Source organism: Chryseobacterium sp. Marseille-Q8038, assembly GCF_965111995.1.
The window spans coordinates 237,733-251,983 of the sequence record NZ_CBCOPN010000002.1 but is presented as its reverse complement, the minus strand read 5'-3'; the positions used below and the strand labels follow the sequence as shown (position 1 = coordinate 251,983).

Here is a 14,251-nt window from a genome sequence, read left to right as displayed (position 1 = left end):
AAAAAGCCAGTTCTTAATAAAGTAACTGGCTGATTAATTTTAGGATAAAATGTTAAGGAAGGATAGAAAAATTGATATTAGGAGCTTGTGTAGGTGCAGTAACAGAAAATTGTGAGCCAGGTGCAACAGTTGTGTTAAAGAATCCTCCATTTTGTAAAAAGAAAGCATTACCGCTTGTTCCTCCCATTGCATCTATTCTTTGCTGTGCATTGTAGGTATTATCTACGCTAAACTTGGCTCCTGAAATGGCAACCCAGTTACCAGTGGAAGTTCTTACCCACTGATTTTTAAATTCTGCTTTTCTGCCCTGGTATCCATTTTCGGGATTGAAATTTTCAACAAAACTATAGAAGCTTTTCAGATAAGTGCTGGTTTGGGGTCTCTTCCAGCTGGCGATCAGCTTCCATGTGGTGGTATCCGGAGATAAAAACCAGGCGGTGAAGTCTGTTTTTCCGGTGCCATCCGGTTCCCCTTTTAATAAGAATTTATAGGTTTGCCCGGCGCTCCAGTTGTATTTATAATAGCTTTGTCCACCCGAGCCTTCATTGCCAAATTCTCCGATGGTTACTCCGGTACCCGCTCTGTTGAGGATAATTTTGTGGTCAGGAGGAATAGTATTGGGATCGTCAGTATCAAATGGGCTCCATACAGAGAATAAAATCCTTCTTTCTGTGGAAGAGTTCACCTGCATCCCAAAATAGCCTGCACTGAAGCCATTAGCCATAAAATAAGAACCGATTTTGTCTTCTCCTGCAGGAACTGTTACTTCGTTGTAATAATAGCTAACATTATCGGTTGTTGGAACTACATAGTTCAGATGGCAGGAAGGTCCTCTGCGCGCCCAATAATAGTATGAGGGATCATTGCTGTAAATATTGGTTCCCGTAGAAGCTGCTCCACTGAAAGTAATAGCTGTAACATCTGCAAAATATCCTCCGGTTTTTGAAACTCCCTGAAGGTCAACTTTCACATAACCTGGAGTAGAAACGGTAAAATCTCCAACAGTATACTCTTTATTCGAAGATCCTGTTAGAGTCACATTTTTGGATGTATTTCCTACCGTTATTTTTACAACACTTGTTCCTGATGGGACAGAAGCTTTTAATCCAAGGTTTAATGTTCCTGTATTACTCACTCTGAAATAAGTACTGATGACAGTATTAGAGTTGGTCCAGTTTCCTAAGTTAGTGGAGGTGATCACCTCGCTGGCTCCCGAAGGTTTTACCGTTAAAAAAGAATTTCCTGCAACCGGAACGCTGAAGGATGATGTATTTTTTAAAGCTGAGGTATTTTTTTGTGCTGTAACGGTGTCCTCTGTTGCCATAGGGGTTTCTGTACATGATTGAAAAATAAGCAGAGTGGCAATACCCAGAAAAGTATTGGCTAATAATTTTACTCTCATAATTGTATTTGTAATTAGGTTTCACCTACTAAATTAAGCTTTACTCATTAAATGGGAAAGAAATAATTCCCATAATTTTGATTAATTTCTTGTTTTTTTGAACAAATAGGAAGGGAGTTTATATTTTAATAGGGCAGTAAGAGGGTAGGCGTAAGAAAATAGGGAATAGATAAAAAACAAAAAAACCTCTAAAATGAATTAGAGGTTTTAAAGTGGTTTCTCCAGGAATCGAACCAGGGACACATGGATTTTCAATCCATTGCTCTACCAACTGAGCTAAGAAACCATTATATTTTTGTTTGACTTACTTCGTTGTTTTAAAGTGATGCAAAAGTAGTAAGTTTTAGTATACAAAGCAAGTATTCATCGTACTTTTTTTGAATAAAGTTAAAAACTTACTGATTATCAGCCGGATTATTTTCCTGCTCTTTTCTGATCTGTTCACTCATCTCTTCCAATACCGGTTTTATCGTGTTTTCCGGAAGATCACTGATTCGGATATACATCAATCCGTCAATCGCATCATTAAAGTTGGGATCAACATTAAAAGCAATTACTTTAGCATTTTGTTTGATGTATTTTTTGATCAGAACAGGAAGTCTCAATTCAGGCTCAAGGTCATCAATAATCTTGTCCAGCTTGTTAAGGTCAGATTCCATCTCCTCAAAGAAAATGTTTTTATCCCTGTCACGAAGCTTTACTTTGTATTCATTCCTTGGAGTGATATACTGAGCCACCGCAGAATCAAAATAATTTGAACGCATAAATTCGATCATCAGTGATTTTGAAAATTCTGAGAATTTGTTGGAAATACTCACACCACCCATAAGGAATTTATGATCAGGATTTCTCAGGCATACATGTACAATTCCTCTCCATAAAAGGAAAAGCGGAAGTGGTTTCTGCTGATATTCCTGGCAGATATAGGCACGTCCCATTTCAATTACCTTTTTAAAGAAAGGATGAATGTCCTGCTCAAACTCAAATAAAGAGCTTGTATAAAAGCCTTTGATACCATATTTCTTCATTACCTCTCTACCCAGTGCCATTCTGTAAGCTCCAGCCAGTTTTTTCTCCCCATTATCCCAAAGGAAAAGATGGTGGTAATGTTTATCATATTCATCCAGGTCAAACGGAAGATTACTTCCTTCACCTACCGCACGGAAAGTAAGCTCTCTCTGACGTCCGATTTCCCTCATAATAGAAGGAATTTCCTCATAAGTCGTAAAATAGATCTCATAATTTCCGTTACTGAACAGCATTTTATCCGTTCCTCTCAATTTATCAACATCTTTAATAATGTCTTCCAGAGGTGTTTCATCAATGATATTCTGAACAATGTTTTCTTCCTTCAATAAAGGAAACTTCACCGATAAGTTCTGAAGATTGATGCTTTGAGCAAGGGATTTTCTCTTTTCATAGTAAGATTTCATCATATAAACCTTACGTTTCAGAAACTCTCCCAATTCCTCAATTGTTTCCATATCGTCCATCGCCTTTACAGTAATAGGACGCCCGATTCTGATTCTGATAGGTTTTTCCCTGTCATTCATCATTTCTGAAGGAAGCATCAAAGTCTGCAAATTCGGGTGAAGTTTAGCCACCTGATAAAAAAGTCGGCTGTTCTTAGCGTGGAAATACATAGGAACTACCGGCACTTTAGCCATTCTGATAAGCTTAAGTGCCGTTTTTTCCCATTCCTTATCTAAAATTTCTCCGTAAGGATTGTTCTTGTTGGAAACTTCTCCTGCCGGAAAAATACCTACGCAGCCTCCGTTTTGTAAATGCTTGAGTGTTTCACGCATTCCTGAAGAACTGCTGTAAGCTTCTTTTCTGTTTTCAAAAGGATTTACAGCGATTACATACGGTTCCATAGGTTTGATCTTTTCCAAAAGGAAATTTCCCATTACCTTAAAATCCGGACGAACCTCTGATAAGACCTTGCACATTAAAATCCCGTCAATAGCACCCAGCGGGTGATTGGAAACCAGAATAAACGGTCCCGTTTTCGGAATCTTTGCCAGATCCTCTTCAAAAGCTACGTAGCTTAGGTTTCTTTCTCTCACAAATGAGTCGAAAAAGTCTTTGCCTTCCTTGTCTTTTAATTTATCGTATAATTTATTTACTTCGTTTATTTTAGCAATGCTCATCACAGCAGATGCTATTGGGTTCTTGAGAAACCCAATTTTATTTAAGCCGGAAGCTTGGATCAGATCGTTTTTCGAAATTAAACTCATGTGTGTTTAGTCGCAATTAATATTATTGTGTTACCATTTGAAGAGTGTTCTTGGAAATCTGTTCCAATAATACATTTTTTTCATGGTAAAATTTATCAATGTGATCTTTCTTCGCATTTCTTACTGTGAATAAAGATACATTTTTAATTGCTTCGGTTTTAAAAATTTTTTGAAGCTCTTCGTTGAGCTCATCAAGATGGTTAAATTTATCCTCAAGGCACAATGCCAGAGAGATCGCAGAATTCTGCATTAGGGAAACTTTGATCTTATATTTAGATAAAAATCCGAAAATCAGGCTCATATGATCTTCTGCAATAAAAGAGAAGTCTCTTGTAGAGATTTTCAAAAGATCCTGGTTTTCTTTTAGAATATAAGATTCTTCTTGTTGGTTTTTTTCGGAAGCACCTACTTTTGTTCCTTCTTTGGTAGGATCTATGAAAGATTTTACATAAAAAGGAATGTTCTTTTGCTGGAGTGGCTGTAATGTTTTTGGGTGAATAACACTTGCACCATAATAAGCCATCTCAATAGCTTCCTCATAAGAAATGTTGGAAAGAAGATTTACATCACTGAACTTTCTTGGATCTCCGGTCATTACTCCCGGTACATCTTTCCAGATAGTCATTGCTTCAGCATTTAAGCAATAAGCAAAAATAGCAGCAGAGTAGTCAGAACCTTCTCTTCCTAATGTCACCGTAAAATTATTGTCGTCAGAACCGATAAATCCCTGAGTTACATAGCAGATTTCAGGATTAAGATTGGAAATAAATTCTTCTGTTCTTGTCCAGTCTACCGTACCTTCTCTGTATGAATTATCCGTTTTTACATAATCTCTGGCATCCAGCCATTGATTAATAAACTGGATTTCATTCAGATATTCACTCACGATTTTAGTAGAAATCATTTCTCCGCAGCTTACCACCTGATCATACACAAAGTTGTAATTAGGAGATTTATTTCTTCGTAAAAAAGAATCAATATCATCAAAAAAGAGATTGATTTCAGCAAAAACCGCATGATTTTCAGGAAATAGTCCTTCCGCAATCTCCATGTGTTTTCGTTTTATCTTTTCAATCTCAGTTTGATAGTTATCTTTTTTGAAATAAAGTTCTACAACTTTTTCCAACTCATTTGTCGTCTTGCCCATTGCTGAAATTACCAGCAAACATTTGGCAAATCCCTGGCTTTTTAGAACCATGGACACGTTTTTTACACTGTCAGCATCTTTTACCGATGCTCCACCAAACTTGAAAATTTTCATTAAATTGTTAAAAATAAAATTGTTAGATAAAAAATTACATGAGTTTTTTACGGACGTCAAAATTATAAATTTACAACGAGATATGAAATAGTCTTACGCGGAGATGGAATTAAGATTTCCTTAAAATCAACAAATAATGAAATAATTTTAATTTTTCAGGAGTCTGATGTAACAAATTAGGAGACCTAATTTTTAATAAAGACCAGGTATTATGTTATGTTTTATTTGTATTTGGTTGATATACAGTGAGTAATCTCTTTTTTAATTAAATTTTCTTAATGCGATAAATTTTCCGAAATTTGGGCAAAACGTAAAAAGAAAAATATGTCAAATCAACCATTACAGACTTTAGGAGAATTTCTTATAGATAAGCAGGACGATTTTCAGTATTCTACAGGTGAATTTTCTCGTCTTCTAAGTGCAATAAGATTGGCTTCGAAAGTGGTAAACAGAGAAGTAAATAAAGCCGGAATTGTAGATATTACAGGAGCTGCAGGAAACCAAAACGTTCAGGGAGAAGAGCAGCAAAAACTGGATGTAATCGCTAATGAAATTTTTATTACGGCTTTGTCTCAAAGAGAGGTTGTTTGTGGTATTGCTTCTGAGGAAAATGATGATTTTATTGATATCAAATGCGGTGAAAATGGTCATTTAAGTAAGTATGTTGTACTGATCGATCCTTTAGACGGATCTTCCAATATTGATGTAAATGTTTCCGTAGGAACTATTTTCTCTATCTACAGAAGAGTTACCGAACCCGGAACTCCAGTACAGCTGGAAGACTTTTTACAGAAAGGAATCAATCAGATTGCAGCAGGATACGTTATTTACGGTTCTTCTACAATGATCGTTTATACAACAGGAAACGGAGTAAACGGATTTACATTGGATCCTTCATTAGGAACGTATTATCTTTCTCATCCTAACATGACTTTCCCAAAAACAGGTAAAATCTATTCTATCAACGAAGGAAATTATATTAAATTCCCTCAGGGAGTAAAAAATTACCTTAAATATTGCCAGATGGAAGAAGGTGACCGTCCTTACACTTCAAGATATATCGGTTCATTAGTTGCAGATTTCCACAGAAATATGCTGAAAGGAGGAATTTATATTTATCCTTCCTATTCGCAGGCTCCAAATGGTAAACTAAGATTATTATACGAATGTAATCCAATGGCATTCCTTGCTGAACAAGCCGGAGCAAAAGCGACAGACGGATTCAGAAGAATTCTGGAAATAGAACCTACAGAACTTCACCAGAGAATTCCTTTCTTCTGCGGAAGTATTGAAATGGTGGAGAAAGCAGAAGAATTTATGCGTATTGACAGCGTAAAATAAATGGAAGCAACTTACTTACAATATTTATTACAATTTAAACGCCCGAGTGGAACATCTCGCGGCGTTTTGCTTGATAAAGAAACCTATATTCTTACAATTTCGGAAAACGAAAAAAAGGGAGTAGGAGAATGTGCTATTTTCAGAGGACTGAGTTTTGATGACCGACCTGATTATGAAGAAAAACTGAAGTGGCTTTGTGAAAATATCAATCAGGATACGGCTTTTTTAAAAGAAGAACTGAAAGAGTTTCCTTCCATTTGGTTTGGCTATGAACAGGCAGTTCAGAATTTGAAATATGGAGACAGTCTTTATTTTCCAAGTGAGTTTACGGAAGGAAAATCTGCCATTACCATCAATGGTCTGATATGGATGGGAGATGCAGGGTATATGGAAGAACAGATTCAGGAGAAACTGGAAAAAGGATTTCATTGCATTAAATTAAAAATTGGTGTTGACTGGAAATCTGAACATGTTATTCTCCAGAAATTAAGAGAAAAGTTTTCCAAAGACCAGTTGGAACTTCGTGTAGATGCGAATGGAGGATTTAGTAAGGAAGAAGCGATTGTTGTGTTACAGCAGCTTGCCGATCTTCATATTCACTCTATTGAGCAGCCTATAAAAGCAGGAAACTGGGATGATATGGCAGAATTATGCGCCAAAACACCTACGCCGATTGCATTGGATGAAGAGCTTATCGGAATTATTGATCCTGAAGAAAAGAAAAAGCTGTTAGAAAAAATACAACCGCAGTATATTATTCTAAAGCCTGCTTTGATAGGAGGTTTTTCTGGTTCAGATGAATGGATTTCCCTTGCCGAAAAACAGAATATCAGTTGGTGGATTACTTCAGCATTGGAGAGTAATATAGGCTTGAATGCTATTGCCCAGTATACATTTACCAAAAAAAATCCAATGCCTCAAGGTTTAGGCACTGGAGCTTTATTTATTAATAATTTTGAATCCGATCTTGAACTCAGAAATGAGTTGCTATGGTTCAAAACATAACTGTCAAAAGTTAATTAGCACAATGGTGGAGGTGAATCCGGACATGTAGTTTGCCCACAATAGTCAGGAGCCCATGATCTGCAGCACATAGCCACCGGATTCCAGCTGTTACATCCAAGAGGTGGTCTTCCTCCTTTGATTGTTTTTAATTCTCCTCTTTTGATTTTTTTTAGATTTTTCATGTTATTGATTTTATTTGATTGGTAAGTAAATGTCGATAACTTTTTTGAATTATACAACAAGTGGGGAATTATTTAATAATATTTAACAATTCCTCTGTAATATTTAAATTGTATCGAATATGAGTTTGGTTGGTCTCAGTTTTTTTACCTGACAATCCCTTCCTGTACAGAACGTTTGAATGTTTTTATTCCGGTCTGTAGGAAAGACCTGGCAGTTTTTGATCGGATATTTTGTGAATTTAGAGGTTGTTACACAATTAAATCACATCTTTTACGAAAATAGCTTTCTTTATATAATCTAATATATCAGAAAACCTTTTTTTAATCTGTCCCATAATTAAAAATTGTAATTCCCTAATCTTTGAATTAGCAATCATTGTGCCATACTGATGAATTTTAGTTAATTTTTAACTTATAATTCATTTTTCAGGGATTATTTTAATTATTTGTTAAGAAATAATTGTGAAAATGTTTTCACTATCTTTAGATCTGTTGGTGATAAGATTTCTGTCAATTCCGTATAAATTTTGAAAGATATCTTCCTGTACCTGCGAGCTTGAGAGGTATCCCCAATGATTTCCCACTTCATATTTAAAGCTATCAAGCAAATCATCTTTTACGAATGTACAGTCGATAACAGATACAATGTCTTTATAGTGAGCAATATCGCTTGGTCCGTTTTTACCAAGCCTTGGAGTCAGGATATTTTTCGTAAACTGAGAAGCTCCCAGAATAATATCCTGTCGGTTCAAGTAAATGGAAATCCTGTTGGCTAATAATGGCAGCTTATTGAATGAGTCTTCTGAATCTTCGAATACTTTATAGCTTACATCAGCGTTCAACAGGAGAACCTGGTCAATAACACGCAGTATATTTTCTCTTTTAAGACTGTATAACATGCTTTGAAGCACTCTGTTTCCCAAAGAGTGAGCCATAAGATGGATTCTTTGATTGCAGGGAGCAAGATCCCGGTTGGAAAAGATATCTTTTAAAAATTGAGTATAGAAATAAAACAGCCTTACCAGAGATGTTCCGGAATTGATGCTGGAGGCCTTATCATCAAAATAACTCAATGGGATTATACTGCCGGAAGCGGGCCAGCTCACAAATAAAATATGTTCTACAGGTGATGCCGGATTATCAATGAATATTTTCTTAAGATCAAGGATAGCCTTTAACTCATCATCAAAATCATACAAATAGCCATGGATGAATATCAGTACATCACTCCTGTCTTTTGTGGAAGACATATTTTTGTACAGTTCGTAAAACATTCTTTGGGTTCCACCGAGATTATTGGCTGTAAGAGGGGAGTTTTTAATTCCTTTTTCACTCAATAAAACATCTAAAACTTCTTCATATCCTTGTTTTTCTGGTTCGGAAAGAAGTTTGTAATTTAAGATATTTCTGTTGGTGTAATCTTTTTTCTTTTTCGCCTGAGCGGTTGGTTCCTTATAATTATCAAAATCGCATTTAGCAATCCTGAAATTAGGAATTGAATATTCTTCATTGGAAAAAGAGTCTACTCTTTCGCCTTTATGTCTGATAATTTTCCGGTTGCTTAAGATATAAACTGCCATGGCGGATAATTGGTTAAAATGGTACTAGCTTCCCGAAATTAGTGAAAAATATTGAATAACAATAGATAAGGCTTTTAAATTATCACTTTTACCAAAGCTTATTTTTCCGTAACTTTGTGAAACTTTTTTTGCTAAAAAATAAAAGCTACTTTAATGGAAGAAGAAAAAAAATCACTCAATTTTATTGAGCAAATTATAGAAGATGATCTGGCAAACGGACTGAAAAGAGATCAGATCCGTTTCCGTTTTCCGCCTGAACCCAATGGTTATCTGCATGTAGGGCATACAAAAGCCATCTGCATCAACTTTGGACTGGGCGAAAAATACAATGCTCCCGTAAACCTTCGTTTTGACGATACGAATCCTGAAAAAGAAGAACAGGAATTCGTAGATTCTATCATGAAAGACGTTGAATGGTTGGGTTTCAAATGGGATAAAGTTTTGTATGCATCCGATTACTTCCAGCAGCTTTACGATTGGGCAGTGCAATTAATCAAAGAAGGAAAAGCTTATGTAGATGAGCAGCCGTCTGAAGTGATTACTGAGCAAAGAAAAAATCCTGCAGAACCAGGAATTGAATCTCCATACAGAAACCGTCCGGTTGAAGAATCATTAGATTTATTTGAAAGGATGAAAAACGGAGAATTTGAAAGTGGTTCAATGTCTCTTCGTGCAAAAATCGACATGGTTTCACCAAACATGAATATGCGTGACCCTGTGATGTACAGAATTTTGAATAAACCTCACCACAGAACAGGTACTGCATGGAAAATTTATCCAATGTATGACTGGGCTCACGGTGAATCCGATTATATTGAACAAGTTTCACACTCACTTTGTTCTTTGGAGTTTGAAAATCACAGACCATTGTACAACTGGTACTTGGATCAGGTTTACGAAGAAGGAAGGGTTAAAAACAAGCAGAGAGAATTTGCAAGGATGAATGTTTCCTATATGATTACTTCCAAAAGAAAGCTGCAGAGATTGGTAGCAGAAGGAGCGGTAACCGGATGGGATGACCCTAGAATGCCTACCATTTCAGGAATGAGAAGAAAAGGATTTACTCCAACTGCCATCAGAAACTTTATTGATAAAGTAGGGGTTGCGAAAAGAGAAAATCTTATTGAAATCCAATTGCTTGACTTCTGTGTACGTGAAGACCTGAATAAGGTTGCTAAGCGTGTAATGGCAGTGGTAGATCCAGTAAAATTAGTGATCGAAAACTACCCTGAAGACAAAGAAGAATGGTTGGAGACTGAAAATAATCCTGAGCAGGAAAATGCAGGAACAAGAGAAGTTCCTTTCTCAAGAGAATTATATATTGAGCGTGAAGACTTCAAAGAGGAAGCTAACAATAAATTCTTCAGACTTAAATTAGGTGGAGAAGTTCGTTTGAAATCTGCTTACATCATTAAAGCTGAAAGAGTTGAGAAAGATGAGAATGGAGAGATCACGACCATCTACGCTACTTACGATGAGAAGAGTAAATCTGGAAGCGGAACAGAAGAAAGTTTAAGAAAAGTAAAAGGAACACTACACTGGGTATCTGCAAAACATGCCATTCCTGTAGATATAAGAATCTACAATCAGCTGTTTACAGTAGAACAGCCTGATGCAGAAAAAGATGTTGACTTCCTAAACTTCATCAACCCTGAATCTATGGCTATCGTGAAAGGTTTTGTTGAGCCAAGCCTGAAAGACGTAGCTGTGGGTGAACCTCTTCAGTTCCAGAGAATAGGATACTTTACAAAAGATCAGGATTCTACGGATGAATCTATGGTATTTAACCGTACAGTAACACTGAAAGATTCTTTTAAACCTTAATAATTTTCGGAAATATATAATACATAAAGCAGAACTTCATTGAAGTTCTGCTTTTTTTGTTGGAAAACGCAAAGGCGCTAAGAATTTTATACATGGGTGAATATTTAAGGAGCAAAGAAACCGAAGATTTCCAGCAGGTGTAATACAATCTAATCAATCAATATTTTTAACTTTAGAAATCAACAGTGTTCAATTTTATCGGAGATAAATCCTTGCGCCTTAAAACGTTTCGGAAAAATTATTTTGCGCCTTCGCGTTTTCCAACAGATATTTTAGAAGAGAATCAATCTTAAACAAAAAGCAGAACCTATAATAAGGCCTGCTTTCTTAATAGTTTAAAATCTGAAGTATAAGATTCTATTTCAGAAAATCTTTGTCGCGATATGAAGGATTAGGATATTTATAAAATCCTTCCCCGGTCAGCACTCCCAGTTTTCCTTTGTCAATATAATCTTCTTTTAATTTTTCTACGGCTTTGATCTTTAATGGATCCTGAGTTTCTTCAGCTTCCATTTTATTGATATTATATGCCGTTGTAATTCCCACAACATCCAGAATACCGAATGGTCCTACAGGAGCTCCGGTGGCTACCATCCATGTTTTGTCGATTGTTTCAATATCTGATACTTCATCAATCCAGAGATTAACTGCGGCTCCAAGCAACGGAACCAATAATGAGTTGACAATATATCCAGGTTGCTCCTTCTGGATCGGTAAGGCGACCATTCCAATATCTTTTGCAAATTTGATTACAGAATCAAATACCTCCTGAGAAGTTCCCGGATGGCGCATAACCTCTCCGGTATTGTGTTTCCAGATTTCATTGGCAAAATGGAGCGCTACAAATTTCTCCGGTCTTCCTGTATCTTCAGCAAACTGGCTTGGAAGCAGAGTGGAAGAATTCGTTGCAAATACTGTTTTTTCAGGAGCTACCTGAGCGAGTTTGTGATAAAATTCTATTTTAATTGCAGGATCTTCAGGAACTGCCTCTATCAGCAGATCGGCATCTTTTACTGCTTCGGCAAGATCAGATGAGTAGCTGATATTTTTAAAGGTTGCATCCAATTGTTTCTGTGTTGCTCCCAGATCTTGTTGGTAAGCTTCACTTAAAACGGTGAATTTACCCTTGGCTTTTTCCAATACTTCATCATTGATATCATATACGGTAACATTGAAACCATGATAGGCAGTCTGGAAGGCGATCTGATATCCTAATACACCACTTCCTGCTATCGTTATATTTTTAAAATCCATGAGATTTATTTTTAATTAAACATGTTTTTAAAGTAGATAATCTCCGTTTGAAAATAATGTTCTGTCTTTGCTCTCTTAAAATAAGGATATGTTTTTATCAACCTTTACGTTAAAATGAAAGGCTATACTACTTTAAAACTACTTTTTGTAAGCTGATATTTTTAGTCTTTTACTCCTTTTACCCAATCCTGGAATCTGGTTAAGAAAGATTCATGCTCTTCTTTTTCTTCCGGGCGGTTGACTAAAATATGTTCAAAATAAGTTCCTTTTAATATTTTTCTTAAAATTCCTTCTCCTAAGAAAGGTTTGTAATCATTAAGAGCCTGAGTAGCTTTTAATAAATGTCGGATATCATACTGTAGCGGATTGATGTCCGGAACCTGTTTGTTGAGGTTAAGAAGATTGTAAACGGCAATTCTTGCTGTTCTCACAGAACTTTCCATGGTGAATACCACATCATTATTGGTTTCTACGAATTGTCCTACAAGACCTAAATTGGTACATCCTTCAGGAACAACTCTCGGACGGTCTCCCTGTGCTCTCGGCATAAACATAGAGGTGATGTAAGGCATAAATGAAGTACGAACAATCGTGTTTTCTATAACATTCTCCAGTTGATCTGTCATTCCAAGGTGATAGCATAACTCGGCAAGGATCTCATTTCCGGTACATTGAGGCATTGTTTTTTTAATATAATTACCTTCTTTGTCCATCAGTAAAGCATATACCCAAACAACAAGGATATCATCCGGCTGGGTAGGGAAGTGCGGCTGTCTGTTGCAGGTAAAACTCATCACCCAGTTAGAGTCTGTAATGGTAATAATACCTCCGGTAGCAGTTCTTCCTGAATAAGGATCATTCACACACAATTCTTTTAATTTTTCTGTGAATGCAGAAGGTCGGCATGTTAAAGTTGCAGATTCCCAGGAAGATTTTTCAATATGGCTACAGAATTTTTCAGGTTTCCCGAATACTTCAGATTTTGCAGCCAGGTTTTTCCATAACTTCCATCCTGCACTTTGTCCGGCATTGCTGTTATCTATTGTTACTTCAGGAACGGTATTGTTGTCTCCGTAGAAAGTACTTTCAGTCATCGATCCGGTAGTTACAATAACGTAATCTTCTTTACCGACTGGAATTCTTACTTCCTCTCCGTTCTGTTCTGTAATAATACCTTCTACTGTTTTTCCTTCTGTATTGATATGAATATCGAGATCTTTAACCAACGTATTAAACTGGATCTGTACCCCTTTTTCTACCAGGAAGTTTTTGAGTGGTGTTACATAGGTATCATATTGGTTGTATTTTGGGAAAACAAGACATGAAAAGTCTTTCATTCCGTCAATAGCATGAAGGAATCTGTGCATATATAATTTCAGTTCCAGTAAGCTGTGCCAGTTTTCGAAGGCAAACATAGAACGCCAGAAGAACCAGAAATTACTGTTGAGGAATGATTCAGAAAAATAATCTTCAATGGTAAGATCGTCCAGCTCTTCTTTTTTCTTTAATAAAAGTTTTACAATCGCCAGCTGATCTTTTTTCTCCAAACCGAATTTACTGAAATCTTTGATTTGTCCCTGATTGTGGATCAGTCTTGCTTTAGAATAATTCGGGTCATTGTCATTGATAAGACGGTATTCATCCAATACGCTGTACGGTGCTGGTAATTCCAAAGCGGGAATATCCTGGAACATATCCCATAAATTTTCATAGGTCATATCCATTTCTCTTCCTCCACGAATGATGTAACCGTCTTTTGCGTTACCGGCTCCATCCAGAGATCCGCCTTCAATATTCAGCTGATCGAGGAAAATAATGTTTTTGCCGGGAACACGGCCGTCACGAATGAAATAATAAGCGGCAGACATCCCTGCAATTCCGCTTCCTACAATATAGATTTTACTGTTTTCGTAAGACTGTAAAGGAATTCCTTTATTACGCTGATAGTTTCCGATCTGGTCGGAGAAAGGCATCGTTTTTTCAGGAGTGTTAATCTGAACTTCTTTACTTGAATCCGGTTCGTGGTTCACTTTTCCAAACTGCTCAGAGGCATTTAAAACTTTGTCGAATTTTGAATTGATCGTACTCATCTTTTATTGTTTTTAATTAACAGTATAAAGGTACTTTGATTCATAAAGCGACATATATCCTCAAGTTCAGAATTA

The 14,251-nt window shown here is 36.4% G+C and carries 10 protein-coding genes and 1 tRNA gene; 3 read left to right on the top strand and 8 right to left on the bottom strand.

Going from position 1 to position 14,251, the window contains the following annotated elements; translation table 11 throughout:
* Positions 1 to 52 precede the first annotated feature (52 nt).
* The 4 genes from ACWPWS_RS15070 to ACWPWS_RS15055 form a co-directional block, all read right to left on the bottom strand.
* A complete protein-coding gene (locus ACWPWS_RS15070) occupies positions 53 to 1,402 on the bottom strand; it encodes a DUF3472 domain-containing protein (protein ID WP_454047058.1) in 1,350 nt (449 codons plus the stop codon).
* Between the two features lie 213 nt (positions 1,403 to 1,615).
* Positions 1,616 to 1,688, bottom strand: a tRNA-Phe gene (locus ACWPWS_RS15065).
* Positions 1,689 to 1,797: 109 nt separating this feature from the next.
* On the bottom strand, positions 1,798 to 3,639 hold the full coding sequence (locus tag ACWPWS_RS15060) for a lysophospholipid acyltransferase family protein (protein ID WP_209788296.1): 1,842 nt from the start codon (positions 3,637 to 3,639) through the stop codon (positions 1,798 to 1,800).
* A 22-nt stretch (positions 3,640 to 3,661) separates the two neighbouring features.
* Positions 3,662 to 4,900, bottom strand: a complete 1,239-nt coding sequence (locus ACWPWS_RS15055) for an aspartate kinase (protein WP_454047057.1) — start codon at positions 4,898 to 4,900, stop codon at positions 3,662 to 3,664.
* Positions 4,901 to 5,224: 324 nt separating this feature from the next.
* Here ACWPWS_RS15055 and fbp point away from each other — a divergent pair, with 324 nt between their 5' ends.
* Positions 5,225 to 6,241 carry a class 1 fructose-bisphosphatase gene (fbp, locus tag ACWPWS_RS15050; RefSeq protein WP_034695188.1) on the top strand — a complete coding sequence of 339 codons (1,017 nt, stop codon included), beginning with the start codon at positions 5,225 to 5,227 and terminating at the stop codon, positions 6,239 to 6,241.
* On the top strand, positions 6,242 to 7,246 hold the full coding sequence (locus ACWPWS_RS15045; protein ID WP_454047056.1) for an o-succinylbenzoate synthase: 1,005 nt from the start codon (positions 6,242 to 6,244) through the stop codon (positions 7,244 to 7,246).
* A 14-nt stretch (positions 7,247 to 7,260) separates the two neighbouring features.
* Here the strand turns inward: ACWPWS_RS15045 and ACWPWS_RS15040 are convergent, their stop codons facing one another.
* Both ACWPWS_RS15040 and ACWPWS_RS15035 read right to left on the bottom strand, forming a co-directional pair.
* A complete protein-coding gene (locus tag ACWPWS_RS15040) occupies positions 7,261 to 7,428 on the bottom strand; it encodes a bacteriocin-like protein (protein ID WP_156121559.1) in 168 nt (55 codons plus the stop codon).
* 449 nt (positions 7,429 to 7,877) lie between these two features.
* The gene (locus ACWPWS_RS15035; protein WP_454047055.1) at positions 7,878 to 9,008 is read right to left on the bottom strand and encodes an alpha/beta hydrolase; all 1,131 of its coding nucleotides are present in this window, start codon (positions 9,006 to 9,008) and stop codon (positions 7,878 to 7,880) included.
* A 153-nt stretch (positions 9,009 to 9,161) separates the two neighbouring features.
* On the opposite strand from ACWPWS_RS15035, the gene ACWPWS_RS15030 reads away from it, so the two are divergent.
* On the top strand, positions 9,162 to 10,832 hold the full coding sequence (locus tag ACWPWS_RS15030; RefSeq protein WP_454047054.1) for a glutamine--tRNA ligase/YqeY domain fusion protein: 1,671 nt from the start codon (positions 9,162 to 9,164) through the stop codon (positions 10,830 to 10,832).
* Between the two features lie 357 nt (positions 10,833 to 11,189).
* On the opposite strand, the gene ACWPWS_RS15025 is transcribed toward ACWPWS_RS15030, so the two are convergent.
* Positions 11,190 to 12,086 carry a 3-hydroxyacyl-CoA dehydrogenase gene (locus tag ACWPWS_RS15025; protein ID WP_454047053.1) on the bottom strand — a complete coding sequence of 299 codons (897 nt, stop codon included), beginning with the start codon at positions 12,084 to 12,086 and terminating at the stop codon, positions 11,190 to 11,192.
* A gap of 161 nt (positions 12,087 to 12,247) precedes the next feature.
* Positions 12,248 to 14,176, bottom strand: coding sequence for an oleate hydratase (locus ACWPWS_RS15020; RefSeq protein ID WP_454047052.1), 1,929 nt, complete (start codon positions 14,174 to 14,176; stop codon positions 12,248 to 12,250).
* Positions 14,177 to 14,251 lie beyond the last annotated feature (75 nt).

Bases quoted from the DNA above. Each gene is read 5' to 3' on its own strand.
- ACWPWS_RS15030 (WP_454047054.1), top strand. From the start codon at position 9,162: ATGGAAGAAGAAAAAAAATCACTCAATTTTATTGAGCAAATTATAGAA.
- ACWPWS_RS15040 (WP_156121559.1), bottom strand. From the start codon at position 7,428: ATGAAAAATCTAAAAAAAATCAAAAGAGGAGAATTAAAAACAATCAAA.
- ACWPWS_RS15045 (WP_454047056.1), top strand. From the start codon at position 6,242: ATGGAAGCAACTTACTTACAATATTTATTACAATTTAAACGCCCGAGT.
- ACWPWS_RS15035 (WP_454047055.1), bottom strand. From the start codon at position 9,008: ATGGCAGTTTATATCTTAAGCAACCGGAAAATTATCAGACATAAAGGC.
- ACWPWS_RS15070 (WP_454047058.1), bottom strand. From the start codon at position 1,402: ATGAGAGTAAAATTATTAGCCAATACTTTTCTGGGTATTGCCACTCTG.
- ACWPWS_RS15025 (WP_454047053.1), bottom strand. From the start codon at position 12,086: ATGGATTTTAAAAATATAACGATAGCAGGAAGTGGTGTATTAGGATAT.
- fbp (WP_034695188.1), top strand. From the start codon at position 5,225: ATGTCAAATCAACCATTACAGACTTTAGGAGAATTTCTTATAGATAAG.
- ACWPWS_RS15060 (WP_209788296.1), bottom strand. From the start codon at position 3,639: ATGAGTTTAATTTCGAAAAACGATCTGATCCAAGCTTCCGGCTTAAAT.
- ACWPWS_RS15020 (WP_454047052.1), bottom strand. From the start codon at position 14,176: ATGAGTACGATCAATTCAAAATTCGACAAAGTTTTAAATGCCTCTGAG.
- ACWPWS_RS15055 (WP_454047057.1), bottom strand. From the start codon at position 4,900: ATGAAAATTTTCAAGTTTGGTGGAGCATCGGTAAAAGATGCTGACAGT.